Annotated in this window: 18 protein-coding genes; 8 read left to right on the forward strand and 10 right to left on the reverse strand. The window is 67.4% G+C overall.

Translation table 11 applies throughout. From position 1 onward, the window contains the following. Window positions 1-466 precede the first annotated feature (466 nt). From AC5P7A_RS19965 to AC5P7A_RS19995, 7 genes are all read left to right on the forward strand, one after another. The gene (locus AC5P7A_RS19965; protein WP_046429104.1) at window positions 467-2,632 is read left to right on the forward strand and encodes a S46 family peptidase; all 2,166 of its coding nucleotides are present in this window, start codon (window positions 467-469) and stop codon (window positions 2,630-2,632) included. Between the two features lie 199 nt (window positions 2,633-2,831). Further along, a complete protein-coding gene (locus AC5P7A_RS19970) occupies window positions 2,832-3,476 on the forward strand; it encodes a histidine phosphatase family protein (protein ID WP_014646078.1) in 645 nt (214 codons plus the stop codon). Between the two features lie 41 nt (window positions 3,477-3,517). After that, window positions 3,518-4,789, forward strand: coding sequence for a bifunctional tetrahydrofolate synthase/dihydrofolate synthase (gene folC / locus AC5P7A_RS19975; protein ID WP_329768251.1), 1,272 nt, complete (start codon window positions 3,518-3,520; stop codon window positions 4,787-4,789). Between the two features lie 80 nt (window positions 4,790-4,869). Further along, the gene (locus AC5P7A_RS19980) at window positions 4,870-5,898 is read left to right on the forward strand and encodes an SPOR domain-containing protein (protein ID WP_478409421.1); all 1,029 of its coding nucleotides are present in this window, start codon (window positions 4,870-4,872) and stop codon (window positions 5,896-5,898) included. A gap of 46 nt (window positions 5,899-5,944) precedes the next feature. Continuing rightward, window positions 5,945-6,724, forward strand: a complete 780-nt coding sequence (locus AC5P7A_RS19985; protein ID WP_014036126.1) for a CvpA family protein — start codon at window positions 5,945-5,947, stop codon at window positions 6,722-6,724. A gap of 30 nt (window positions 6,725-6,754) precedes the next feature. Next, window positions 6,755-8,221 carry an amidophosphoribosyltransferase gene (gene purF, locus AC5P7A_RS19990; protein WP_005408246.1) on the forward strand — a complete coding sequence of 489 codons (1,467 nt, stop codon included), beginning with the start codon at window positions 6,755-6,757 and terminating at the stop codon, window positions 8,219-8,221. A 9-nt stretch (window positions 8,222-8,230) separates the two neighbouring features. Continuing rightward, window positions 8,231-9,055: a ferritin-like domain-containing protein gene (locus AC5P7A_RS19995; protein WP_126411770.1), complete on the forward strand. Its 825-nt coding sequence runs from the start codon at window positions 8,231-8,233 to the stop codon at window positions 9,053-9,055. A 67-nt stretch (window positions 9,056-9,122) separates the two neighbouring features. Here the strand turns inward: AC5P7A_RS19995 and AC5P7A_RS20000 are convergent, their stop codons facing one another. Then, a complete protein-coding gene (locus tag AC5P7A_RS20000; RefSeq protein WP_495220539.1) occupies window positions 9,123-10,580 on the reverse strand; it encodes a T6SS phospholipase effector Tle1-like catalytic domain-containing protein in 1,458 nt (485 codons plus the stop codon). Window positions 10,581-10,805: 225 nt separating this feature from the next. Between AC5P7A_RS20000 and AC5P7A_RS20005 the strand changes: the two genes are divergently transcribed. After that, complete coding sequence (locus tag AC5P7A_RS20005; protein ID WP_014646083.1) at window positions 10,806-12,059, forward strand: M12 family metallo-peptidase; 1,254 nt, start codon at window positions 10,806-10,808, stop codon at window positions 12,057-12,059. 91 nt (window positions 12,060-12,150) lie between these two features. Here the strand turns inward: AC5P7A_RS20005 and lpxH are convergent, their stop codons facing one another. From lpxH to AC5P7A_RS20050, 9 genes are all read right to left on the reverse strand, one after another. After that, window positions 12,151-12,897 (reverse strand): UDP-2,3-diacylglucosamine diphosphatase, encoded by a 747-nt coding sequence (gene lpxH, locus AC5P7A_RS20010; protein WP_032955937.1) that lies wholly within the window; start codon window positions 12,895-12,897, stop codon window positions 12,151-12,153. A 59-nt stretch (window positions 12,898-12,956) separates the two neighbouring features. Beyond that, on the reverse strand, window positions 12,957-13,496 hold the full coding sequence (locus tag AC5P7A_RS20015) for a phosphatase PAP2 family protein (RefSeq protein WP_032955935.1): 540 nt from the start codon (window positions 13,494-13,496) through the stop codon (window positions 12,957-12,959). Next, the gene (locus tag AC5P7A_RS20020; protein ID WP_014646086.1) at window positions 13,477-14,622 is read right to left on the reverse strand and encodes a glycosyltransferase family 4 protein; all 1,146 of its coding nucleotides are present in this window, start codon (window positions 14,620-14,622) and stop codon (window positions 13,477-13,479) included. Before AC5P7A_RS20020 ends, AC5P7A_RS20015 begins: the two co-directional genes overlap by 20 nt. Window positions 14,623-14,791: 169 nt before the next feature. Continuing rightward, entirely contained in the window at window positions 14,792-17,716 is a 2,925-nt protein-coding gene (locus AC5P7A_RS20025) for a TonB-dependent receptor domain-containing protein (RefSeq protein WP_495220540.1), read from the reverse strand. 317 nt (window positions 17,717-18,033) lie between these two features. Then, a complete protein-coding gene (gene ppx / locus AC5P7A_RS20030; RefSeq protein ID WP_032955928.1) occupies window positions 18,034-19,560 on the reverse strand; it encodes an exopolyphosphatase in 1,527 nt (508 codons plus the stop codon). Between the two features lie 175 nt (window positions 19,561-19,735). Beyond that, window positions 19,736-21,823 (reverse strand): polyphosphate kinase 1, encoded by a 2,088-nt coding sequence (gene ppk1, locus AC5P7A_RS20035; RefSeq protein ID WP_046429123.1) that lies wholly within the window; start codon window positions 21,821-21,823, stop codon window positions 19,736-19,738. Window positions 21,824-21,827: 4 nt separating this feature from the next. Beyond that, window positions 21,828-23,159, reverse strand: a complete 1,332-nt coding sequence (gene phoR, locus AC5P7A_RS20040) for a phosphate regulon sensor histidine kinase PhoR (protein WP_495220541.1) — start codon at window positions 23,157-23,159, stop codon at window positions 21,828-21,830. Between the two features lie 106 nt (window positions 23,160-23,265). After that, on the reverse strand, window positions 23,266-23,955 hold the full coding sequence (phoB, locus tag AC5P7A_RS20045; RefSeq protein WP_005408258.1) for a phosphate regulon transcriptional regulator PhoB: 690 nt from the start codon (window positions 23,953-23,955) through the stop codon (window positions 23,266-23,268). A gap of 116 nt (window positions 23,956-24,071) precedes the next feature. Further along, window positions 24,072-25,718: a M48 family metalloprotease gene (locus tag AC5P7A_RS20050; RefSeq protein WP_014646090.1), complete on the reverse strand. Its 1,647-nt coding sequence runs from the start codon at window positions 25,716-25,718 to the stop codon at window positions 24,072-24,074. Window positions 25,719-25,775: the final 57 nt, after the last annotated feature.

Consider the following 25,775-nt stretch of genomic DNA (forward strand, 5'->3'; position numbering starts at 1 on the left):
CATCGGGGTGGAACTCATCAGGGGGAAAGCGCGGATTATAGGGTGCCGCGCGGATTTCCCATGTTGCGCTGCGGGTGCAATGGCGGAACGAAAGGCGTGCGCCGACGGGCGTTTCGAACGTGCTGCAAACAGCAGCGCCTCCTTGATTCCTGGGGAGGGGGCGTGGTCACCCTGGCCGGGACACGCAAAAGCCCATCCATGGTGCTCGATGGCGCCTTGCTCGTGCGCGCTATCCTGCGCACACGGCAAGACCGGGGTTGGGCGTCCTGCCCAACCCGCCAGTCGCATGCGCCCGGCCCATGGCGCCAACGGTCCCGGCCAGGGTGACCACGCCTCCTCTGGACGATTCCATGTGCGCGGCCGATGTGCGCATGGCAGAGCAAGAAGTAGGCCCATGACTTCCGGGGTTCGGGCCGGGGCAGGGCGGCGGGCTACAATCGAGGGTTCCACTACCAGGGGCTGCTCCATGCGCTCGAACCTGCTTGCATTCTCCATCGTCGCCAGCCTCGGGCTGGCCCAGGTCGCCCATGCCGCTGAAGGCATGTGGGTGCCGCAGCAGCTGCCGGAAATCGCCGGTCCGTTGCAGAAGGCCGGCCTGAAGCTGTCCCCGGAGCAGCTGTCCAACCTCACCGGCGACCCGATGGGCGCGGTCGTCGCCCTCGGCGGCTGCACCGCCAGCTTCGTGTCGCCGCAGGGCCTGGTGGTTACCAACCACCACTGCGCCTACGGTGCGATCCAGCTGAATTCGACCGCCGAGAAGAACCTGATCAAGGACGGCTTCAACGCGCCGAAGCACAGCGATGAACTGAGCGCCGGCCCGAACGCCCGCGTCTACGTGCTCGACCAGATCACCGACGTCACCGCCCAGGCCAAGGCCGCCATTGCCGCCGCCGGCAACGACCCGCTGGCCCGCAGCCGTGCGCTGGACGCCTTCGACAAGGCCCAGGTCGCCGCGTGTGAAGCCGAGGACGGCTTCCGCTGCCGCCTGTACACCTTCTCCGGCGGCAACACCTACCGACTGTTCCGCAACATGGAAATCAAGGACGTGCGCCTGGTCTACGCGCCCCCGGGCAGCGTCGGCAAGTACGGCGGCGACGTCGACAACTGGATGTGGCCGCGCCACACCGGCGACTTCTCGTTCTACCGCGCCTACGTCGGCAAGGACGGCAAGCCGGCCGCATTCTCGGCCGACAACGTGCCGTACCAGCCCAAGCACTTCCTGAAGTTCACCGACCAGCCGCTGGGCGCCGGTGACTTCGTGATGGTGGCAGGCTATCCGGGCCGCACCAACCGCTACGCGCTGGCCGGTGAGTTCAACGAAACCGCCAGCTGGACCTACCCGACCATCGCCAGGCACTACAACGCAGTGTTGAAGATGATCGATGAGGCGGGCAAGGCCGACGCCGACGTCAAGGTGAAGTACGCCGCCACCGCGGCCAGCATGAACAACGTGGCCAAGAACTACGCCGGCCAGCTGGAAGGCTTCAAGCGCATCGACGCTGCTGGCCAGAAGCAGGCTGAAGAAGCCGCCGTGCTGGCCTGGCTGAAGAAGCAGGGCGCCGCCGGCAAGCCGGCCCTGGCAGCGCACGCGCAGCTGGTCAAGCACCTGGATACCAGCAAGGCGACCCGCGAGCGCGATCTGTTCGTCGGCCAGTTCAACAACACCTCGGCGGTCAACGCCGCCATCGGCCTGTACCGCCTGTCGATCGAGCGCACCAAGCCGGACGCCGAGCGCGAGGTCGGCTACCAGCAGCGCGACCTGCCGACCCTGGAAGGCGGCCTGAAGCAGATGGATCGCCGCTATGTGGCGAAGATGGACCAGCAGCTGCAGACCTACTGGCTGGACCAGTACGTCGCCCTGCCGGCCGCGCAGCGCAACAACGACGTGCTGAACACCTGGCTGGGCGGCAGCGATGCCAGCGCGGTCAAGGCACTGGTGAGCAAGCTGTCGGGCACTGAGCTGGGCAGCCTGGATGCACGCCTGAAGTGGTTCAAGGCCGACCGCGCCGCGTTCGAAGCCAGCACCGATCCGGCCATCCAGTACGCGGTGGCGATCATGCCGTCGCTGCTGAAGCAGGAAGAGCAGAAGAAGATCCGCGAAGGCGAGTCGCTGACCGCACGTCCGCTGTACCTGCAGGCACTGGCTGACTACAAGAAGAGCCAGGGCGAGTTCGTGTACCCGGATGCCAACCTGTCGCTGCGCATCACTTTCGGCAACGTGATGGGCTATGAGCCCAGGGACGGCGTGGCCTACACCCCGTTCACCACGCTGGAGGGCATCGTCGCCAAGGACACCGGCGTCGATCCGTTCGATGCGCCCAAGGCCCTGCTCGACGCGGTCAAGGCCAAGCGCTACGGCGGCCTGGAAGACAAGCGCGTGGGCTCGGTGCCGGTGAACTTCCTGTCCAACCTGGACATCACCGGTGGCAACTCGGGTTCGCCGGTGCTGGACGCCAACGGCAAGCTGGTCGGCCTGGCCTTCGACGGCAACTGGGAATCGGTCAGCTCCAACTGGGTGTTCGACCCGGTGATGACCCGCATGATCGCGGTCGACAGCCGCTACATGCAGTGGATCATGCAGGAAGTGGCGCCGGCGCCGGCGCTGCTGAAGGAACTGAACCTGGCGAAATAAACCCGTTGCGGTAGTGCCGGCCGCTGGCCGGCAACCCCGACCAGATAGCCGGAGTTTCCAAAACCCCGCGATCCACGTCGCGGGGTTTTTTCATGCCCGGCACGGCCCGGTGCGCCGAACGGGTATCATCCCTGTTCCGCGCACTTCACAGGATGTGAACGAAACGCGGAACCTCCTCCCCCCAGGACCCCTTGCACGCATGCGCATCCTGCTTGCCCGCCACGGCGAAACGCCGTGGAACGCCGAAGGCCGCTACCAGGGCCAGATCGACATCCCGCTTTCGCCGATCGGTGAAGCCCAGGCCCAGGCCCTGGGCGCCCGCTTGGCCTCGGTGGACATCACCCGTGCCGTCGCCTCGCCGCTGTCACGCGCGCAGCGCACCGCGCAGCTGGCACTCGGTGCCGCCCGTGCCGACATGTTGCTGACCGAGCCGGAGCTGCAGGAAATCGCCCACGGCGAGTGGGAAGGCCTGCTGGCCAGCGAAATCAACGAAAAGGACCCGTCGCGCCTGAAGGCGTGGCGCGAGGAGCCGGACACCGTACTGATGCCCGGCGGTGAATCGCTGCGCCTGGTGCTGGAGCGCAGTTGGCGCGGCCTGGCCCGCGCCACCGAAGGCCTCGGCGAGCACGACACCCTGCTGGTGGTCGCCCATGACGCGGTCAACCGCGTGATCCTGTGCAAGGTGCTGGGCCTGCCGATCTCCCGCCTGTGGACCTTCCGCCAGGCGCCGACCACGCTCAACCTGCTCGAAGGCGCCGACCTGGACAGCCTGGAAGTGGTGCGTCTGAACGACTGTGCCCACCACACGCCGTTCTTCGGCGAAGCCAAGCACCGCGCACTCTGATCCATCCCCTCGCATCAACTGCTTCTGCTGGAACCGCTGCCGTGACGAACACCCCGACCACCCTGGCCGACTGGCTGGACTACATTGAACGCCAGCACCCGGCGACCATCGACATGGGCCTGGAGCGCGTGCGCGCCGTGGCCACGGCGATGGGCCTGGGGGCGCCGGCCCAGCGCACCATCGTGGTCGGTGGCACCAACGGCAAGGGCTCCACCGTGGCCTTCATCGAAGCCATCGCGCGTGCTGCCGGCTGGAAGGTCGGCGCGTACACCTCGCCGCACCTGCTGCGCTACAACGAGCGCGTGCGCATCGACGGCCACGATGTGGAGGATGCGGCGCTGGTCGCCGCCTTCAACACCATCGAGGCCGCGCGTGGCGATATCACGCTGACCTATTTCGAGTACGGCACGCTGGCCGCGCTGCAGCTGTTCGCCGACGCCGGGCTGGACCTGGCGGTGCTGGAAGTGGGCCTGGGCGGTCGCCTGGATGCGGTCAACATCGTCGACGCTGACGTGGCGGTGATCACCACCGTGGACATCGACCATGCCGAATGGCTGGGCGGGGACCGCGAAGCGATCGGCACCGAGAAGGCCGGCATCATCCGTGGCTGGAAGCCGGTGATCCTGGGCGAGACCGACCCGCCGTCGAGCGTGCTCGCACGTGCCTACCTGGTCGGCGCCAACGCGATCCGCGGCGGCAGCGATTATTTCTACGAACCAATCGATGCCCAGCGCTGGCGCTGGCGCGATGTCGGCCTGCGCATGGAACTGCCGACCCCGGCGCTGGCCGGCCCGATCCAGCTGGCCAACGCGGGTGCCGCCATCGCTGCGCTGCGCGCGCTGGACAAGCCGGTGCCGCGTGCGGCGTGGGCTGCTGGTGTCGCGGCGGCGCGCATCTCTGGCCGCCTGCAGGCGTTCGAGCGTGACGGCGTGCAGGTCCGTGTCGATGTCGGGCACAACCCGCAGGCGGCGGGCCAGCTGGCGCGCGCGCTGAAGGCCGAAGCGTCGGCCGGGCGCACCCTGGCGGTGTACGCCGCGCTGCAGGACAAGGACGCGGCGGGCGTTGTGCAGGCGCTGCAGGACGTGGTCGGCGAGTGGACCCTGGCCGGACTGGACGGCCCGCGCGGGCAGAGTGCTGCCCAGTTGCAGGCCCGCCTGGCCGGTACGGCGGCGGCCAAGGCCCAGCGCGCTGATACTGTCGAGCAGGCGCTGGCACAGGTACTGGCCCAGGCCGGGCGCGGTGACCGCGTACTGGTGTTCGGCTCCTTCCATACCGCCGCTGCCGCGCTGCAATGGTTGCAGGGCGCCGCCTGATCCGCGTTCAGCCAATGCCGACGCCGTCCGGTCCGGCACCCGTATAATCGACCGCAACCTCCGGACAGTTGCCGCCTCACGTGGATACGCCTCTGAAACAGCGTCTGATTGGTGCCATCGTGCTGGTGGCGCTGGCCGTGATTTTCCTGCCGATGCTGGTCAAGGGACCGGCGCCGGACAGCGGTGTGGCCTCGGTGCCGATCGCCGCGCCGGACGCACCGGCCGATGGCCAGTTCGAAACCCGTGAGCTGCCGCTGGTTGCTCCGGCCGGTGGAGCCACCGGCCTGCAGACCGGGCAGGCCAAGCCGCTGCAGGAGACGGCCGCGCCGGCTACGCCGCCGACCGTGGACACGTCTCCGGCGGTTGCCGCCGGCAACTTCGCCGTCACGTTTGGCGCCTACGGCAGCAAGGCCGACGCCGATGCGGTGATCGCCTACCTGCAGCGCTCGCAGCTGCCAGGCTTCGCCGAAACCACCACCATCAGCGGGCGCCAGGCGTGGCGTGTGCGTGTCGGGCCGTATGCCGACCGTGCCCAGGCCGAAGCCGCGCGCCTGCAGGCGGTCAAGATCCGCGCCGATGTGAAGGCAGAAGTCATCACCCTGGATGCGGCGGCAGGCAGCAGTGCGGCGGTTGCCGCCACGCCGGCGCCGACCACCAGCACCCCGGCCGCGGCCACCACGCCGTCGGCCACCAGCAACCCGGTGCGCAGCGAAAGCCTGCCGCCAAGCCCGCCGACGGCGACCACCAAACCAGAGCCGCCCAAGCCGGCACCGAAGCCCGAGGCTCCGAAGCCGGACGCCAAGCCCGAGCCGAAGCCGGAGGCCGCCGCCAGCAAGCCGGCCCCTGCCACGCCGACAGCACCGGCGGCCAGTGGCGTCGGCTTCGCCGTGCAGTTGGGCGCGTTCGGCCAGGCCAACGATGCCAACGCGCTGCGCGACAAGGTCCGCGCCGCCGGCTTCAGTGCTTTCGTCGAGCAGGTACGCACTGAAAAGGGCACGCTGCATCGCGTCCGCGTCGGACCGGTGGCCAACCGCGCTGACGCCGAGCAGCTGAAGGCGCAGGTCGCCGCCAAGGTCGGCGTGGCCGGCATGGTCCGACCGCACCCATGATCCACGCGCAGGCCCGTTGCCAGCGCCGCCGAAGGAGCGGGGCGCCATGATCGACGTGGTGCTGCTGATCGTGATCGCCGCCTCGACCCTGCTCGGGATGCTGCGTGGCTTTGTTGGAATCGTCATCGGCACGCTGTCGTGGCTGCTGGCCGCGTGGGCGGCCTTCGCCTTCGGCAACGATGCGGCACGCTGGTGGGCGGCCCCGGCCGCACCCGGCGGCGAGCATTTCGTTGGCGGCTACCTGGGCGTGGGCATTGGCGTGATGATCGTGGTCGCGGTGATCGGCATGGTCATCAAGGCGATGATCCATCGCAGCATGCTGACCAGCCTGGACCGGTTGCTGGGCGGCGTGCTGGGCGCCGTGCGTGGCGGCCTGATCGCGGCGATCCTGGTGCTGCTGGCCGGCTTCACCCCGCTGACCGCCGAACCGTCCTGGAAGCGCTCGGCGGTCCGCCCGGTGCTGAACCCGGCCGTGGCCTGGATGAACGGGAAGCTGCCGCACTGGCAGGTGCCCGGCGCCGATCTGCTGCCCAAGACCTTGCCGACCGACATGCTGTCCCCATCTGCATTGATGGAGCTGGGGAAGAGCGCAGGCGCCGATCTGGGAAAGCCGGGCGCGGCAGGCGATAATGGCATCCTCAACCAGGTAGTGGCGGGCAGCGGATGGCTGCGGCCCGCGAAAGCGGAACAGGGCGACGCATACGATCCGGCCGAAGTGCGCCCGGACGCCCCAGCACTGCCAGACAGTATCGAGCCGGGCGATCCGGCCAATGTCGACCGCAGGCGCGGCGACCACCGCGGCCAGGTACGGCCACCTTCCTTGTAACTGGGCACAGCCCAGCGGAGACTTCGCACCATGTGTGGCATCGTCGGAATCGTCGGCAACCAGAACGTCGCCGGGCAGTTGTATGACGGCTTGACCGTTCTCCAGCATCGCGGCCAGGATGCCGCGGGCATCGCCACGGCCAATGGCAGCCGCCTGCGGGTGCAGAAGGCCACCGGCCTGGTCCGCGATGTGTTCGATGCACGTACCATGTCCACCCTGGAAGGCAGCGTCGGCATCGCCCATGTGCGCTACCCGACGGCCGGCTCGGAAGGCATGGACGAGGCGCAGCCGTTCTACGTCAACTCGCCGTACGGCATCGCGCTGGCCCACAACGGCAACCTGATCAACACCGAGGCGCTGCGCCAGCAGGTGTTCGAGCAGGACCGCCGCAACGTCAACACCGATTCGGACAGCGAAGTGCTGTTGAACGTGTTCGCCTATGAGCTGGAGCAGCAGCGCCAGCTGAGCCCGGAAGCCGCGATCCGCGCGGTGGCTGGCGTGCACCGCCGCTGCAAGGGCGGCTACGCGGTGGTCAGCGTGGTGCTGGGCCTGGGCCTGGTGGCCTTCCGCGACCCGCACGGCATCCGTCCGTTGGTGCTGGGCAAGCGCAGCCATGCCGAGGGCGACGAGTACATCGTGGCCTCCGAGTCGGCCGCGCTGGACGTGCTGGGCTTCCAGCGGGTGCGCGATGTGCAGCCGGGCGAAGCCCTGGTGATCACCGCCCGCGGCGAGCTGTTCTCGGAAATCTGCGCCGAGCCTGCCGAGCACACCCCGTGCATCTTCGAGTACGTGTACTTCGCGCGTCCGGATTCGATGATCGACAACGTCTCGGTGCACAAGGCGCGCATGCGCATGGGCATCAAGCTGGGCGAGAAGATCCTGCGCCTGCGCCCGGACCACGATATCGACACCATCATCCCGATCCCGGATACCTCGCGTGATGCCGCGCTGGAGATCTCCAACGTGCTTGGGGTGAAGTATCGCGAAGGCTTCATCAAGAACCGCTACATCGGCCGCACCTTCATCATGCCGGGCCAGGGCGAACGCGTGAAGTCGGTGCGCCGCAAGCTCAACCCGATCCACCTGGAGTTCCGCAACCGCGTGGTGCTGCTGGTGGACGACTCGATCGTGCGTGGCACCACCAGCCAGCAGATCGTGCAGATGGCCCGTGATGCGGGCGCGCGCAAGGTCTACCTGGCCAGCGCGGCACCGCCGGTGCGCTACCCGAACATCTACGGCATCGACATGCCGGCGGCCGAAGAGCTGGTCGCGCACAACCGCACCGTCGAAGAGATCGAGGCCCACCTGGGCTGCGACTGGCTGATCTACCAGGATCTGGAGGACATGGAAGCGGCGGTGAGCGAGGGCAACCCGGCGCTGCGCAACTTCGATTCGTCCTGCTTCAACGGCCACTACCCGACGGGTATCGAGCCGGGCTACTTCGAGCGCATCCAGCAGCTGCGTTCGGACGACGCCAAGCACAAGCGCCGCGCCTGAGGTCCAGGCGTGGTCGATGTACCCGACGTTGGTGGCGACCTGCTGCGCGCGGCGCAGCAGTGCCTGGCCGAAGCCGACCCGCTGCGCAAGGTCGCGTTGACCCAGGCGTATGCCGCCGCGTTCCGTGCCGGTCGCCTGAAGGTGGCTGCCGATGCGCCGCCGCCGGAACCGATCCGCATGCCTGGCCGGCCGGCACGGCTGGTGCTGGTGCATCCGCGCGAAGTGCCCCGGCGCGGGCTGGGCGGCGTGGAAGGACGCGCCGCCTTCATCCACGCCATCGCCCACATCGAACTCAACGCGATCGACCTGGCCTGGGATGCGGTGTACCGCTTCCGCGGCCTGCCGCCAGCGTTCCATGCCGACTGGGTCAGCTGTGCCGACGACGAATCGCGGCACTTCATGCTGCTGCGCGAGCGCCTGCAGGCGCATGGCCACGACTACGCCGATTTCCCCGCGCACAACGGCCTGTGGGAAATGTGCGAAAAGACCGCGCATGACGGCCTGGCGCGCATGGCCCTGGTACCGCGCGTGCTGGAAGCGCGCGGCCTGGACGTGACACCGGGCATGATCGAGAAGCTGCGCAATGTCGGTGATGGTGAAACCGCCGACGTACTGGAAGTGATCCTGCGCGAGGAAGTGGCGCACGTTGCCGCCGGTTCGCGCTGGTACCGCTGGTACTGCGATCGCGCCGGCGTCGAGCCGCGTGCGCGCTTCAAGGCGCTGCTGGTGGAATACGCCGGCGGCTACCTGCACGGGCCGTTCAACATCGAAGCGCGCCTGCTGGCCGGCTTCGACGCCGACGAGCTCGCCAACCTGGTCGAACAGGCCGGTTGAACAAAAGGGGACGGAGGGGATTAAGTCGTTTGTGCCACAAACGACTTAATCCCCTCCGTCCCCTTTTTCATGCGTTGGGCAGCACCACGCGCTTGCCATCCACGGTGGGCCGGTTGATGTAGAACAGGCCGGGACCGGGCCGGTAGGGCAGTTCGCTGACGCCGGCATCGGCGGCATAGGTCAGGGCGGTGTCGCCCAGCGCGTCGAAATTCCAGTGCGCCGACTGCATCAGGTAGCGTCGGCGCAGCAGCGCCTCCTGGGTCTGGGTCAACGCCTGCCCTGCCACCAGCCGCCGTGCGATCGGTTGCAGGGCCGACGGCAGTTCCCAGCCGGGAACCTCGGCAGCGCTGGCGCGCCAGGTCACGCCGGCATCGATGGCATGCTGCTGCATCACCTGCAGCGCGATCAACTGGTAGCGCCAGTCGATGCGCCGCCGCAGTACCACGGCGGCAGTCACGTACAGCACCGGGGACAGCAGCACGCTGCGGCTGCCGGCGCGGCGCTGCTGCTGCCACTGGTGCCAGACATCCACCCACACTTCCTTTTCGTCCACGCCCAGCTGCTGCCGCCAGCGTTCGGCATCGGCCTGCGTTTCAGCGTAAGCCGTGGTGGCCTGCAGCATCGCCAGCGGGGGAATCTGGTAGTCGGCAACGGCGGGGCGGCGCAGCTGCTGGCGACGTGGGCGGCTGAGCAGCTTGGGGCCTTCCTCCAGCTGGTTGTAGCCTCCGCCGATGTTGGCGTGCACGCCGGGCAAAGCGATCTCGGTGAACGGCGGTGCCACCGTGGTCAGCGGATAGTGCTGGCGATGCTCGTCGCGCGCGGTCAACTGCACCACGCGTGCAGCGATGCCACTGGACAGGGCAAGCTGCGGTTGTTCGTCGGCGCGGCCACCACTGACCGCAGCCACGGTATCGAACAGGCCGATGAATCGCAGCACCGGAAGGGCAGGGGCGAAGTCCGGCGTACAGACCAGGCCGGACGGCTGCAGCAGTTGCCGCCAACGCGTGGTATCCCAGCCCTGCAGCTGGTTGGCGATATCACGTGCGGCGGCAGCGCCTCGAGAGAACCCGAACAGATCCAGCTGCACGCGACGCAGCGGTTGCCGCCAACGCGTGGACAGTTCTGCAAGCGCAGCCGGCAGCACCACCTGCAGCGCGCGCTGCACCTTTGCGCGGACGCCGCTGGCGCCGATACCGAACGCCAGTCCGATCAGGTCGTCGTCGGCGTCATCGCGGGTACCGACACCTTCCACGTAGATCGACAGCGAAGGCGTGGCCATCGCATCGCGGCGGCTGTCCGGGTACAGCTGCTGCAGGCGTGCGATGTTGGTCAGGCCGTTGTCGTAGCTGCTGGTCAGCCGGCTCTGGTAGGTCGAATCATCATCCGCACGCAGCTGCGCCGGGCGCGGTCGCGGCTGCTGTGGTCGACCACGCGCGAGGTTGTACGCGTTGTTGCGGGTGCCATCGAAGAACAGGCCGATCCGCAGCAAGCCGACATCTTCGTCCGTGTCCTGCGATGGTGCCATGTGCATTCCCCGTCGTGGCTGCGTCACGGTAGCGCGAAAGCGGTGTATTAGCGAAGTGTAGTGACGCTTTTGACCTGACTGAACGCAGATGCGGTCGATCACAAATCCTGACTTTCATTCCCCTCGCCTATTGAATTCACACGAGCCGCGCAGGCCATATGGCCAAACCCGGCAAACCGGGTCGTGCTGCATCAACGCTGTTCACATCATTCAAGGAGCGACGCAATGTTGTCCAGATCGATTGGCAAAGCGGCAGGTGGCCTGGTGTTGGGTTTGTCGGTGGCGGCGGCCGCGCATGCGGCACCGTTGTTCGAGCCGGTGACGGTCATCAGCCGCGCATCGGCAAACAGTGAGCCCGCGCTGGGCAAGCTGCTGGCCACCCCGTCCACCGCGACGGTACAGGAAGTGCGCGTTGATGCAGCCGCGACTGCACAGCCGCAGCTGGAATTCGAACTGCTCGGCCAGCGCGTGCAGGCCGTGCGCAGCAAGGTTGAAGCGCTGCCCGATGGCGGCAGCATCTGGTATGGCCAGTTCCGTTCGCCCTCGGACAAGCTGACCGCGGCCACCTCCAACGGCCAGGACGACCCCGGCAATTCGCTGATCCTGGTGCGCTCGGGCGATACCATCACCGGCTCGATCCGCAAGGATGGAAAGCTGTACCGCCTGCGCCCGCTGGGCAACCGCCACGTGCTTGTGGAAGTGGACGAGTCGCGGATGCCGGCCGACCATCCGGCCGATTACAACCAGCTGCCGAAGATCCCGATGGGCAACAACGATCGCCTCGGCATCGCGCAGGCGTCGTCCGGCACGCCGGCCACCATCCGCGTGCTGGTGGTGGCGACCAATGCCGCCGTCGCCGCCTATGGCGGCAACATGCAGTCACTGGTGCAGCTGGCCGTGGCCGAATCGAACCAGGGCTATGTCAACAGCAACGTCGGCATCACCATGGAACTGGCCCGCTACGAAACCACCAGTTACACCGAATCGGGCAGCTTCGATACCGACCTGGCGCGTTTCCGTGGCACCAGCGATGGCTACATGGACAGCATCCACACCAGCCGGAATACCTACACGGCTGATGTGGGCGTGCTGCTGATCAACAACACCGCCTACTGCGGCCTGGCCTCGGGCATCGGCTCGACGGCGTCGACCGCGTTCGCGGCCGTGTACTGGGATTGCGCGACCGGCTATTACTCGTTCGCGCACGAGATCGGCCATCTGCAGAGTGCGCGGCATGACATCGCCACCGACTCGAGCACCTCGCCCTATGCCTATGGCCACGGCTATCGCTACGAGCCGGCCACCGGCACCGGCTGGCGCACGATCATGGCCTACAACTGCACCCGCAGCTGCCCGCGCCTGAACTACTGGTCCAACCCCAACATCAGCTACAACGGCATCCCGATGGGCAACGCCAGCACCGCCGACAACCAGCGCGTGCTGGTCAACACCAAGGCCACCATCGCGGCCTTCCGCTGACACTGTCCAGGCGCCGACCAAGGCCGGCGTCTACCCGGGCGCATGCACCTGCTCTGGTAGATGCCAACCTTGGTTGGCACCTTGCGATCCGTTATTCGCGCGCGAGCGTATCCAGCGTCCAGCCGCTGGCATCCACGCGCAGCACCGAACCCTGTTCGTACCAGTCACCCAGCACGATGCGGGTGCGCTCGCGACCACCGGCCTGCAGCGTGTGGATCGCCGGCCGATGGGTATGGCCATGGATCATGGTGTCCACGCCATGGCGCACGAAGGTGGCATCGACTTCGGCAGGGGCCACGTCGGTCACCGACTCGAACTGCGCACGATCGTCCTGCTTCATCTCGGACTGGCGCGCCTGGCTGGCTTCGCGCGCCTTCTGCGCGAACGCGATGCGTGCGGCCAGCGGCTGCGACAGGAACTGCGCCTGGAATACCGGGTCGCGCGTCTGTGCACGGAACTGCTGGTAGGGAATGTCATCGGTGCACAGCAGGTCACCGTGCTGCAGCAGCACCGCGCGGCCGTACAGTTCGATCATGCACGGGTCGGGCAGGATGCGCAGGCCGGCACGGCGCGCGTAGTCCTCACCGAGCAGGAAGTCGCGGTTGCCGCGGATGAAGTACACCGGCACGCCGCTGTCGGACAGCACCTTCAACGCATCGGCCACCGTGTCGGCGGCGGGCGAGGGCGTGTCGTCGCCGATCCAGGCCTCGAACAGGTCGCCGAGGATGTACAGCGCATCGGCACCGGGCGCCTGCTCGCGCAGGAAGCGCAGGAACAGGTCGGTGATCTCCGGACGGCTGGGGTCCAGGTGCAGGTCGGAAATGAACAGCGTGGTCATGCCCGCATTCTAGGCCATCAATGATGATGGTGGCGCCGGGCCTTGCCTGGCTCCGGTCGTCACACCGGCAGCGGCAGCCAGGTCAGGCTGGCCGAAGCCAGCACGATGGCGATGGCGGTGGCTGCCAGCACATCGGAAGGATAGTGCAGGCCCAGGACCACCCGCGACAGTGCAACGCCACAGGTGAACGGCACCAGCAGCGGCGCCAGCCACGGGTAGTAGGCCAGTGCCACGATGGTGAACGACACCGCATGCAGGGTGTGTCCGGAGGGGAAACTGAACTCGTCCAGCGGCGCCACCCAGGCGCGGATGCGCAGGTCGGCCGCGTAGGGCCGCGGGCGCCGGGTCCAGCGCTTGAGGACCTTGTACAGCAGCAGCGCGGCCAGGCCCGTGGCGGCCATGTGCACCGAGGCGCGCAGGCCGTCGAAGCCGTCCAGCACCACCAGCGCGGCCATCAGCACGTACCAGAACACGCCATCGCCGAGCCGGCTGATGACCGCGAACAGGCGACGCACGCGGCGCCGCCGGCAGTAGTGGTTTGCGCGCCGGCACCAGCGTGCTTCGCGCCCGGCCAGCAGCTCAAGCGGCGTAGTGCGCATGGCCGTTCCTCCGCGACTGTGCCAGTTCGGCCAGCAGTGCATCGAACTCGGCCACCACCTGTTGTGGATGCAGGCGCTTCATCGCGCGTGCGGCATTGCCGCCCAGTTCGCGGCGCTGCGCGTCATCGGCGGCCAGTCGCACGGCGGCATCGATGAACTGATCGTCGCTGTCCACGGCTGCGCCGTTCTCGCCATTGCGCAGGTACTCGCGCGCGGCGCCGTAGTCGAAGGCCACGGTGGCCACACCGCTGGCCATGCTTTCCAGGGTCACGTTGCCGAACGTTTCGCTGCGGCTGGGGAACAGGAACAGATCGCCGCTGGCGAAGTGCCGGGCCAGCGCATCGCCGCGCTGGATGCCACAGAAGATGAAGTCGGGGTTTTCATGTGCCAGCTTCTCGCGGGCCGGGCCATCTCCGACCCACACGAAGCGTGCCTTGGGCCGGATCTGCTGCAGCCGGCGGAATGCCTTCACTGCCAGGCCGAGGTTCTTTTCAGCAGCGATGCGGCCGACATAGATCGCCACCAGGCCGTTGCCATCCACGCCCCATTCCTCGCGCAGCGCGGGATCGCGCCGTCCCGGATCGAACTGCTGGCTGTCCACCGCGCGGGCCAGCAGGCGCACGCGCTCGAAGCCCTGTTCGCCGAGGAACTGCTGCAGCTCGCGGGTCGGCACCAGGGTGGCATCGGCCTGGTTGTGGAAACGGCGCATCCAGCGCATGGCTGCGGCCTGCAGCCACGCCACGCCGTAGTCGGGCAGGTACTCGTCGAAGCGGGTGTGGAAGCCGCTGGCGACCGGAATGCCGAGGCGGCGCGCAGTGCGCAGTGCCGACCAGCCGAGCGGACCTTCGGTGGCGATGTAGACCGCATCCGGGCGTTGTTTCTGCCAATGGCGGCCCAGCCGGATCGGCGCCGGCAGTCCGAAACGCAGGCCGGGGTAGCGGGGCAGGGCGGCGCCGGGAACCAGCAAGGTGCCGGGTGCCGAATCCAGCGCTTCGCTGGACTGGCGGGGGCGGACCAGGTCGATCTCGTGCCCGGCTGCGCGCAGACCTTGTTCCAGCCCCTGCACGGTGAGGGCGACGCCGTTCACTTCCGGTGGATAGGTCTCGGTGACGATGGCATAGCGCATGGCGGGCCTCCGGGTTTCCGGCATGCTCGGGCCTGGCGATGTAGCCGACATGACCGCTTTGCGACCATCAGATGACGGTGGCGCCGGCCAGCGCCTGGGCGCGGCGGCCAATAAAAAACCACGGCCCCGAAGGGCCGTGGTCGTCATGCTTCCGTCACAGCGCGATGGATCAGAAGCGCTGCTGGTACTTCATGTAGATGAAGCGGCCGATATCGTAACCACCGTAGTACGAGAAGGCCGAGTTCGGCTTGCTGTACATGACCGGGCCGGTCTTCTCGAACACGTTGTTGGCACCGACCGACACGGTGGCGTCCCACGGCAGCGAGTAACGCACCTGCACGTCGTGGAAGGTGACCGCGCCGCGCTCGTTGTAGTTGCGTGCGCCCTTGTACCACGGTGCGTACACACCCGGATCCGAGCACTCGTCCGGGTACAGCGCGATGTTCGAGCAGGTTTCCTTCACGCCCGAATAGTAACGCGCGGTCCAGCTCGCGCCGAAGTTGCCCCGCTCGTAGCCCAGCACCAGGTTGGAACGGACGCGGAAAGCGCTGCCGATGCCGTTGGTGACGATCGGGACGATCGAGCTGTCGTTGGAGGTGCGGTAGGTCGCACTGGACACGTAGGTGGTGGCCGAGTTCACGTTGAACTTGCCGAACCGGGTGTCCAGACGGTAGCTCACGTCCAGATCGTAGCCTTCGGTTTCCATGAAGCCCGCGTTGCGGTTGCCGAACTTCAGGTTGGTCACGATGCCGGTCACCGGGTCACGCTGGAAGCGCGAGCAGCGCGCGTCGATACCCGATTCGTAGCAGTCCTGCAGGATCTGGGTCGGCGTGTCGGCGATGATCGTGTTGTCGATGCGGATCTTCCACCAGTCCAGCGAGGCGTTGAAGCCCTGGATGAAGCTCGGGCTCCAGACCAGGCCCAGCGTCTTGCTGGTCGAGGTTTCCGGCGTCAGCAGCGGGTTCGACCCGGAGGTGAACGGCACCGGGGTCGCGTCCGTCGACGTGTTCACCGGGGTGCCACCCTGGCGCAGCTGGCGGAAGGTATTCGCATTGGCGATGTCGCGTGCGCAACGTGCACGGACTTCCGCGCTGGAGGCCGAGGAACCGAAGCGGGTGTCGCACGGATCGCTGAACTGCGCGAAGGTCTCCGAACCACCACCGAACAGGTCGCTGATGGTCGGTGCACGGAAGCCCTCGGCCCAGGTGCCACGCACCATCAGCGAGTCGATCGGCTTCCACTTGAAGCCGAACTTGCTGTTGAGCGTGTTGCCGAAGGTGTTGTAGTCCGAGAAGCGGGTTGCGCCATTAAAGGTCAGTTCCTTCGCGCCCGGCAGGTCGGCCAGCACCGGAACGTTCACTTCCAGGTAGGCCTCGTTGACGGTGTAGTCACCGCCGGTCGGGCCCGCGGCCAGGTTGGTGGTCGCGCCCGTCTGGGCCAGGGCATCCGGGGTGTACTTGCCTTCTTCCTTGCGGCTTTCCACGCCGAACGCGAAGCCCAGGTCGCCAGCCGGCAGGGTCACGATGCTGCCAGCGATGTTGGCAAAGAAGTTCTTGGAGGTGGTACGGCCCTTGGTGATCTCTTCCGGGAACAGCCACGCCTGCAGTTCTTCGTTGCCGTACAGGCCATCGGCAGCCGTCGTGCCGTACGGCACCAGCGGGTTCCACGGCTTGCACACGTCATAGGAGATCGGTGCAGCGGCGGTGCCGCACTGCACCTTGCCGGTGGCGGCGTTGTAGAACGACGGGCCGACGCCGCCGGCGACGCGACCCTTGTGCAGGTTGCCGGTCGCCACCGATTCCAGTTCATTGCGGTTGTACTGGTAACCCACTTCCCAGTCGAAGTAGCGGCTGCCGATCTCGAACGAACCGTCGAACGACGCCACCGCGCGGTAGGTCTTCAGCTCGCTGGTGGTCACGCGCGGCACTTCCCAGGTGCGGCGGTTCCATGCCACGACGGTCGGGGTGGCATACCCGTGCTGGCGACCGAACGGATTGAAGTAGCTGTTGATCGACATCGAGCCGACACCGGCGGTGCTCGACTGCAGCGGATAGCCCGCGATCTGGCGGGTGGACTCACGCTGGTTGTAGCCCAGCTCGGTGCGGAAGTTGACGTTGTCGGTGATCTTGAAGCGGCCGTCGAAATAGACCGAGTCGCGCTTGACCGGATACATCACGTGCATCTGGTCGTTGGCGTTGCTCACGTCACCGGTGAACGGCGTGCTATCGGTGAGGTGGTAATTGGCCGGGTTGGTGGGATCCGCGCCGCGGTTGAGGGAATAGCCGCAGCCCGCAGTGGCGGTACAGCCCGGGCCGCGCAGACCGGTGAACTGGCCGTACTGGCTGATCGTGGTCCAGTTGCTGCTGTCGTACGGATGGCGATCGGTCATGCCGTACTTGCTGAAGCCGCGATCGCGCGCCCACACGCCCTTCTCTTCGGCATGCTCGGCGGACAAGGTCAACGACACGCGATCGTTGCTCCAGCCGGCGACCACGTCGAAGCGGTCACGTGCGCCGTCGCCCTGGCTGTACTGGCCGTGATAGACGTTGGCGGTCACACCGGTGACATTGGAGCGGGTGATGATGTTCACCACGCCGGCCATGGCGTCGGAGCCATAGATCGCAGAGGCGCCGTCCTTCAGCACCTCGATGCGCTCCACGGCGGACACCGGCAGCGTGGAGATGTCCTGGTAGCCGGACGTGCTGATGCCCATGCGCTTGCCGTTGACCAGCACCAGCGTGCGCTGGGTGCCCAGGTTGCGCATGTCGATGTAGGTGCCACCCGCGTTTTCACCCGCGGTCAGCGCATTGGCGCGGCTGATGGTCGGGCTGCCCATCGCGGTGACGTTCTGCAGGATGTCGGCAACCGAGCTGAAGCCCTGCTTTTCGATGTCGTTGCGGCTGATCGCGAACACCGGCTGGGCGGTTTCCACGTCCACCTGGCGGATGCGCGAGCCGGTGATCTCGATGCGGTCGAGGTTGGTGGGCGTTGCGTTGCTGCCGTCCTGGGCAAACGCGGGCAGGGCGGCCAACGTTGCGGTGGTAGCCAGGGCATAGCGGATGGCCTGCCCCAGTGCGGTGGTGCGTGAAGTCATGGCGAGCTCTCTCTCTCAGGTCGTGCACAAGACGCCAAAGTGGGCGTCGAAGGAGCCAGCTGGGTTGATGACCGAGCCGGTGACCCGATAGTAGTCTCGTTAGTTAATGCTCTGTAAAGAGTTCGTATCGATTTATGTCACGGGACACCCCCATCCTTCACAAAACGTGAACAAAAGCAGGCGCTTACGTGAGAGGTGCGATACGCGATACGGTGCCGTCGTGATGCGAAGCAGCACAAAAAACCGCCAGACTGCGCAAAGTGGGGGTGCGAAGTGCGTCACTCCTGCTGTCCTGTGGACAACAGGCGACGGCGTATTCAGGCTACGAACGGACGGAACTGGATGCCCAGCCCGGCGATCCCGTCGGTCTCGCCGATCAGGTCGGCGCGCAGCAGCGGACGGGCATCGATGAACGCCTGCGGCACGATCAGCGACAGCCGGTTGTCGTCGGCGGTCAGTTCCAGCGCCGGCAGCGGGTCGTCCTCATGCGCGCGGTTGAGCAGCACCGCCAGCCGCAGCAGGGCCGCCAACCGGCGCGCGGTCAGCAGCAGTCGCTCGGGCAGGGCGTCGAAGGCGGTCTTGGTCACGCTGCGGCGATGGCTGCGCACCAGCGCGGCCAGCATCTGCTGTTCCTGGCGGGAGAAGCCGGCGATGTCCGAGTGCTCCAGCACGTAGCTGCCATGCACGTGGTAGCCGCTGTGGGCAATCATCAGGCCCAGTTCGTGCAGGCGTGCGGCCCAGCCGAGCATGCGCGCATCATCGGCATCGAGCTTCCAGCGTTCCTGCACCTGCTCCAGCAGTGACAGAGCAGTGTCCTGCACGCGGTCGGCCTGTACCGTATCGATACCGTAGCGCTGGCTGAGCGCAGCTACCGATTCATCACGCAGGTCGTTCTCGCCGGCACGGCCGACGATGTCGTAGAGGATGCCCTCGCGCATCGCTGCCTTGCTGACCAGCAGCTTCTGCAGGCCAAGTGCCTGGAACGCCGCTTCCAGCACCAGGATGCCGCCGGCGATGATCGGGCGGCGGTCGCTGGACAGGCCCGGCAACTGGATGTCGTCGATCTTCTTGGCCTTCAGCAGCTCATCGCGCAGTTGCGGCAGGGCCTCGGCGGTGATCGCGCCCTTGCTCAGCTTCATCGTCGCGCAGATCTCGCTGATCGCCTTGTGCGTGCCCGAAGAGCCCAGCGCTTCCTGCCAGCCCAGCGCGCGATACTTGCTGGCGAAGGGCTGGAACTCGCGGCCGATCTCGGCCAGCGCGTCCTTCCAGCGCTTCTTGCTGAGCTTGCCGCCGGGGAAGAAGCGCCGGGTGCTGGCGATGCAACCGGCCTGCAGGCTTTCGCGCTCCAGGGTCTGCATGCCCATGCCGATGATGAATTCAGTGGAGCCGCCACCGATGTCGATCACCAGCCGGCGCTGGCCGGGCTTGGGGGGTTGCGCGTGGGCCACGCCCAGGTAGATCAGGCGGGCTTCTTCGCGGCCGCTGACCACTTCGATGGCGTGTCCCAGTGCAGTTTCGGCCGGGACCAGGAACGACTGGGGAGAACGCAGCTGGCGCACCGTGTTGGTGGCCAGCGCGCGCACCCGATGCGGCGGCACATTGCGGATGCGCTGGCCGAAACGGGCCAGGCATTCCAGCGCGCGCTGCCGTGCGGCGGAAGACAGTCCGCCTTTGCCATCCAGCCCGTCGGCCATGCGCACCGTCTCGCGCAGGCGGTCGATCACCCGCAGCTGGCCGAGCGTGTAGCGCGCGATGACCATGTGGAAACTGTTGGAGCCAAGGTCGATGGCGGCCAGCAGGTCGCCATCCTGCAATGCGGGCGGAGTCGTGGAGGTATGCGGCATGGGCGAATGTTAGCCGAAGCGGCGGTGTGCTCGTCACCGCGCGGCCTTCACATTTTGGAAGGAGGCGTGCAGCAGGATTGCAAGGGGTCAGATCCCTTTCCCGCAGGAAAGGGATCTGACCCCGGGCGACCGCTGATCGAATCCCGACCTGCGGTCGGGGTCCACCGGGGCAGGACTACAGCCCCTGCATCAATGCCATCTGCGCAGAATGCGGGGCTTCGTCGTGCGCCGGCGCACGCTTGTGGTAGAGGCCGTCGGCGTCCAGTTCCCAGGCGTTGAGGTTGTCGTCCAGGTAGTTCTGCAGGACCTCGCGGTACACCCGCTTGGCCAGTTCCGGATCGAGGATCGGGAAGCAGGTCTCGACCCGGCGCAGCAGGTTGCGTTCCAGCCAGTCGGCGCTGGCGCAGTACATCTCCGGCGCGCCGTCGTTGCCGAACCAGTAGACGCGGCTGTGCTCCAGGAAGCGGCCGACGATCGAGCGCACGCGGATGTTGTCCGAGACGCCCGGAACGCCCGGACGCAGGGTGCAGGCGCCACGGATGATCAGGTCGATCTGCACGCCGGCCTGCGACGCGGCGTACAGCGCGCGCACCACCTGCGGTTCGTTCAACGCGTTCATCTTGGCGATGATCCGCGCTGGGCGGCCGGCGGCGGCGATGCGCGTCTCGCGCTCGATACGGCCGAGGATGCCGGTGTGCAGGGTGAAGGGCGACTGCAGCAGGCGCTTGAGCTTCATCTTCGAGGCCAGCCCGGACAGCTGCTGGAACAACAGGTGCACGTCATTGCCGATGTCCGGATCGGCGGTGATCAGGCTGATGTCGGTGTACGCGCGGGCAGTGCCGCTGTGGTAGTTGCCGGTGCCCAGGTGCACGTAGCGGCGCAGCTTGCGGCCTTCGCGGCGCACGATCAGCAGCATCTTGGCGTGGGTCTTGTAGCCGACCACGCCGTACACCACCTGCACCCCGGCCTCCTGCAGGCGATCGGCCAGGCCCAGGTTGGCCTCTTCGTCGAAGCGCGCACGCAGTTCGACCACTACAGTCACGTCCTTGCCGTTGCGCGCGGCCTGGATCAGTGCGTCGACGATCAGCGAATCCTTGCCGGTGCGGTACAGCGTCTGCTTGATCGCCAGCACGTTGGGATCGATCGCCGCCTGCCGGATCAGGTCCAGCACCGCGGTGAAGGCATCGAACGGGTGGTGCAGCAGCAGGTCCTGGCGCGCCGTGGTCTCGAAGATGCCGTCGCTGTCGCGCAGTGTGCGCGGGGTCATCGGCGGGTACTTCAGGTCCGGCTGCGCGATCAGGTCGTACAGCTGGATGATGCGGTTGAGGTTGACCGGGCCGTCGATGCGGTACACCGCGTTCTCGGTCAGGCCGAAATTCTGCAGCAGCGTGCGCACGATCTCGCGCGGCATGTCGTGGGCGATCTCCAGGCGCACCGCCGGCCGGTAGCCGCGGTCGACCAGTTCGTCGCGCAGCGCCAGCGCCAGGTTCTCCACTTCCTCCTCGTCCACCACCAGCTCGGAGTTGCGGGTGACACGGAACTGGTAGGCACCCTGGACTTCCATGCCCGGGAACAGCTCATCGACGAAGGTCGACAGCACCGAGGACAGGAACACGAAGTTCTGCGATCCGCCGAGCTTCTCCGGCAGCTGGATGATGCGCGGCAGCGAGCGCGGCGCACGCACGATCGCCAGGTGGCCGGCGCGGCCGAACGCATCGGTGCCCTTCAGCACCACCACGATGTTCAGCGACTTGTTGAGGATCTTCGGGAACGGGTGCACCGGGTCCAGGCCCAGCGGCGACAGCACCGGCATGATCTCGTTGCGGAAGTAGGCGCGCAGCCAGCGCCTCTGGCGGTCGGTCCAGGAATGGCGACCGAGCACGCCGATGCCGGCCTCCATCAGCGCCGGGCGCAGCGTCTCGTTCCAGCAGCGGTACTGCTGGTCCACCAGCTCCGCAGCGCGGTCATGGATGGCGTTGAGGATGGCCTGCGGGCTCATGCCGTCCGGCGCCGGCGGCAGGCCGAATTCCTGCGCGTGGCGCACGGCGGCGGCACGGATCTCGAAGAACTCGTCGAGGTTGGTGCAGGAGATGCACATGAAGCGCAGGCGCTCCAGCAGCGGCACCTGCGGGTCCATGGCCTGCGCCAGCACGCGGAAGTTGAAATCCAGCTGCGACAGCTCGCGGTTGATGTACAGCGACGGGTCGCGCAACGGATCGTTGTCCGGGCTCACGGGGAGGGGGAGGGATCCGAGGCTGCTCATGGCGTCATTCTTCGATGGAGGTCAGGGGGGCGGACTCGCGCGGGCGCACGTGGTCGGCATCGAAATGGCAGGAGAACACCGAGCCCTTGCCGACTTCGCTTTCAATCTCCAGCCGTGCGTTGTGCAGGCCGAGGATGTGCTTGACGATGGACAGGCCCAGCCCGGTGCCGCCGCTCTCGCGCGAGCGGCTGCTGGACACACGGTAGAAACGTTCGGTCAGGCGCGGCAGGTGGGTGGCGGGAATGCCGTAGCCGGAATCGCGCACCGCCAGCACGGCGCCGTCGCCTTCGCGGCGGAACTCCACCGAAATGCGGCCCCCGGCCGGGGTATAGCGCACCGCGTTGGTGACCAGGTTGGAGAAGGCACTGTGCAGTTCCTTGGTCGAACCCTGCAGGTCGACACCGGCCAGATCATCGATGCTGATCTGGTGGCGGCCCTGGCTGTGCGCCTCGGCCTCGCGGCGCAGGGTCGCCAGCATCGGCTGCATGGCCACGGTCTCTTCCTCGCTGTGCTCCTGCGATTCCAGCCGCGACAGGGTCAGCAGGTCTTCCACCAGCTGGGCCATGCGCTGGCTCTGCTTGCGCATTTCTTCCAGCATCGGGCCGGTGCCGGGGAAGTCCTCCGGATCCATCATGTCCAGGTAGCCGTGGACCACGGTGAGCGGCGTGCGCAGCTCGTGTGAAACATTGGCCACGAAGTCGCGGCGCACCTGTTCCAGGCGCAGCAGCTTGCTGACGTCGCGGGCGATCAGCAGCCAGTAATCCGACGAATAGGGAATCAGGCGCAGGTTCAGGCGGATCGCCGGATCGACCGGCGAGGGCACGTCCAGGATCGGTTCGGCATTGCGGCCACCGGCCAGCCAGTGGGCCAGCGGCATCGGTTGCAAGCGTTCGACCAGGGCCTCGCCAAGGTCGCCGGGATGGTGCAGGCCGAGCAGGGCGGTGGCCGCTTCGTTGAACCACTGCACGCGCTGGCTGTTGCGGTCCAGCACCACCACCGCGTCGGGCAATGCGGCGGCGGCGGCGCGGTAGCTGCGCAGCATGTCCAGCAGGCGGCGCTTGCGCACGCGCATTTCCACCTGGTTGCGATACAGCAGGCGGTCCAGTTCGTTCCAGACGCCGGTGCCTTCTTCGGCGGTATCCCAGCGCTGGCGTGCGGTCAGGCGGCGCAGCACGCTGCGCAGGCGCCAGTAATGCCAGGCCAGGGTGGCCAGTGCGCCCAGCGCGATGCACAACCACAGATGGCCCGTGAACCACCCCACCAGTCCGGCGAACAGCAGTACCGCGGCAACGGTGGCCAGGGTCTTCAACCAGGCAGAGCGGATGTGGCGGGGCATTGCGGTCTCGTCGTTGAGGTGCGGCGGTTCACTGGAGTGAACCAAGGGTTATAGCAGAGTTGCCGGCACCGGCACCCGCAGGTGCGCGGTGCCGGCACGACGAGACTCAGGTGGCAGTGGAGAACCGGTAGCCGGCGCCGCGCACGGTCTGCACCATGTTCTCGGCGTTGAACGGTTCCAGCGTCTTGCGCAGGCGGCGGATATGCACGTCGATGGTGCGCTCCTCCACGTACACGCTGCCACCCCATACATGGTCCAGCAGCTGCGCGCGGGTGTAGACGCGCTCCGGATGGGTCATGAAGAAGTGCAGCAGGCGGTATTCGGTCGGGCCGATCGGCACCGGCTGGTCGTTGGCGAACACGCGATGGGCGGCGCCGTCGATGCGGATCGGGCCGACTGCCACGCTGCCGTCCTCGTCGTCCTCGCGGGCACGGCGCATCACCGCACGGATGCGCGCCAGCAGTTCGCGCGCCGAGAACGGCTTGACCACGTAGTCGTCGACGCCGGCTTCCAGGCCACCGACGCGGTCGTTCTCTTCGCCGCGGGCGGTCAGCATGATGATCGGCACTTCGCGGGTCAGCGTTTCCTTGCGCCAGCGACGGGCCAGGTCCAGGCCGCTGGTGCCGGGCAGCATCCAGTCCAGCAGGATCAGGTCCGGAACACGGTCGGCGATCGCGGTCTGGGCCTCCCGGGCATCGCCGGCGTGGACCGGTTCGTAATCGCCCTTGCGAAGGGCGAAGGCGACCATTTCACGGATCGCGGGCTCGTCATCGACGATCAGGATGCGTTTCTGCACGAGGACACCGTAGGGCTCGGTTACTGGAGTGGTGCCAGTAGACTACGGTTTGATGACATGTTTGTGACTGCCCGGCCGGAACCGGCCTGGATTGCCATCGGCCGGTCATGCAGCGCTCAGCGCCGGTCCAGGTCCGGGTCCTGCACGCCCTGGCGGCGCAGCTCCAGCACGGTCGGGGTGATCGCTTCGATGCGGGCATCGACCCGCGCGCGGCCAATGTAATCCAGCGCCGGGTTGCGCTTGAGCGCCTGCAGCTGCAGCAGCGCCTGTTCCGGCCGACCGCTGAGGAAGGCGGCCTCGGCATAGGCCTCGCTGGCACGCACGCTGTCGCCGGCCAGCTCGCTGGCGCGGGCAAAGCGCTGCTGGAAGACCGGATCGTTACCGCTTTGCGACAACAGGGGGCGCAGCATCGCCTGCGCGCGCTGGCCGGCCTCGCGGTTGCCCTGTTCGTTCAGGATCTCGGCATAGGTCAGTGCCACCGGGCGGCTGTTGGGGTGTTCGCGCAGCAGCTGCTCGAAGCGGCTGTTGGCCTGGGCCGCCTGGCCTGCCCGCGATTCCGCTTCGCCCAGGCCCAGCGCCAACCACAGGTTGCCGGGATGGGTCTGGAGCAGGCCGGCCAGGGTCTGCCGGGCCTGGCCGGCGCCGGCACGGCCACCGCGCATGACCGCCAGCGCCTGGCCATAGCGCTGCGCATCGTTGAGACCGTCCTTCTGCCGCTTGGCCAGGTCGGCATACTCGCGTTCCAGCTCGGGGGTGGAATCCGCGCTGAGCACGCGCAGGCGCTCACGTGCCCAGTCGAAGTCGCCGCTGGCGCCACGGTTGAGCTGGCCGATCGGGAGGCGCAGCACACTGCTGGGCAGCAGCGGGTTGTTGCCGCGCAGCAGCGGCTCGCCCAGGCTGGGATCGGCCGGGTCCACCCGCTCCTTGCGCTCGCCGGTGGGGGTGCTGGTGGTCAGCAGCACCGTATCCTTCTTCATCTGCTCGGCGCGGGCCTTGGCTTCGCTGATGCGGGTGATGTTGACCGGGTGGGTGCGCAGGAACTCGGGCACGCTGTAGCCCCCTTCGTTGCCACGCATGGCCGCCGACATCCGTTCGAAGAAGCCGGCCATGGCATCCACGTCGTAGCCGCTGCGCGACAGGGTGCGGATGCCCAGGCGGTCGGCCTCGGACTCGTTGGAGCGGGTGTAGTTGATCTGCCGTTGCTGCATCAGGCCCATGCCCGAGCTGATCGCGGCCATCGTCGCGTTGCCGGACGACGTGCTGTTGCTGGCCTGGGCGGCCACCACCGCCGCCAGCATGCCCAGCAGGATCGGGATCTGGTCACGCTGGGCGCGCTCGACGCCGCGCAGCACATGCTGCTGGGTGACGTGGGCGATTTCGTGGGACAGCACCGCAGCGACCTCGTCCTCGCGCTCGGCGGTCAGCACCAGGCCGGCATTGACCCCGATGTAGCCGCCCAGCGTGGCGAACGCGTTGATCTGGCGGTCGTTCATCACGAAGAAGGTGTACGGCTGCCGTGGCTGGTCACTGTTGGAGCCGAGACGGGTGCCCATGGTCTGCAGCCAGTCGTTGACCAGCGGATCTTCCAGCAGGTAGCCGTAGTTGCGCAGCTCGCGCAGCATCATCGCGCCGTACTCGGCCTGGCGGGCCGGGGTCAGCAGCTCGCCGGCCGAGGAGCCGATGTCGGGCAGCTTCTCCTGGGCCTGGGCCAGCGGCATGGCCAGGGCCAGGGTGACGGCGGTAGTCAGCAGCAGGGCTCGCAAGCAGGAGTTCCTCGGGCGGGGCGCGCCAAGCGTGGCAGGGCGGGGGGCAACCATTCG

Source organism: Stenotrophomonas sp. YJH_SMC_65, assembly GCF_059369475.1.

Excerpts from the sequence above, each read along its gene's own strand:
- AC5P7A_RS19965 (WP_046429104.1), top strand. The coding sequence starts at position 467 with ATGCGCTCGAACCTGCTTGCATTCTCCATCGTCGCCAGCCTCGGGCTG.
- AC5P7A_RS19970 (WP_014646078.1), top strand. The coding sequence starts at position 2,832 with ATGCGCATCCTGCTTGCCCGCCACGGCGAAACGCCGTGGAACGCCGAA.
- AC5P7A_RS19985 (WP_014036126.1), top strand. The coding sequence starts at position 5,945 with ATGATCGACGTGGTGCTGCTGATCGTGATCGCCGCCTCGACCCTGCTC.
- purF (WP_005408246.1), top strand. The coding sequence starts at position 6,755 with ATGTGTGGCATCGTCGGAATCGTCGGCAACCAGAACGTCGCCGGGCAG.
- AC5P7A_RS20000 (WP_495220539.1), bottom strand. The coding sequence starts at position 10,580 with ATGGCACCATCGCAGGACACGGACGAAGATGTCGGCTTGCTGCGGATC.
- AC5P7A_RS20005 (WP_014646083.1), top strand. The coding sequence starts at position 10,806 with ATGTTGTCCAGATCGATTGGCAAAGCGGCAGGTGGCCTGGTGTTGGGT.
- lpxH (WP_032955937.1), bottom strand. The coding sequence starts at position 12,897 with ATGACCACGCTGTTCATTTCCGACCTGCACCTGGACCCCAGCCGTCCG.
- AC5P7A_RS20015 (WP_032955935.1), bottom strand. The coding sequence starts at position 13,496 with ATGCGCACTACGCCGCTTGAGCTGCTGGCCGGGCGCGAAGCACGCTGG.
- AC5P7A_RS20020 (WP_014646086.1), bottom strand. The coding sequence starts at position 14,622 with ATGCGCTATGCCATCGTCACCGAGACCTATCCACCGGAAGTGAACGGC.
- AC5P7A_RS20025 (WP_495220540.1), bottom strand. The coding sequence starts at position 17,716 with ATGACTTCACGCACCACCGCACTGGGGCAGGCCATCCGCTATGCCCTG.
- ppx (WP_032955928.1), bottom strand. The coding sequence starts at position 19,560 with ATGCCGCATACCTCCACGACTCCGCCCGCATTGCAGGATGGCGACCTG.
- ppk1 (WP_046429123.1), bottom strand. The coding sequence starts at position 21,823 with ATGAGCAGCCTCGGATCCCTCCCCCTCCCCGTGAGCCCGGACAACGAT.
- phoR (WP_495220541.1), bottom strand. The coding sequence starts at position 23,159 with ATGCCCCGCCACATCCGCTCTGCCTGGTTGAAGACCCTGGCCACCGTT.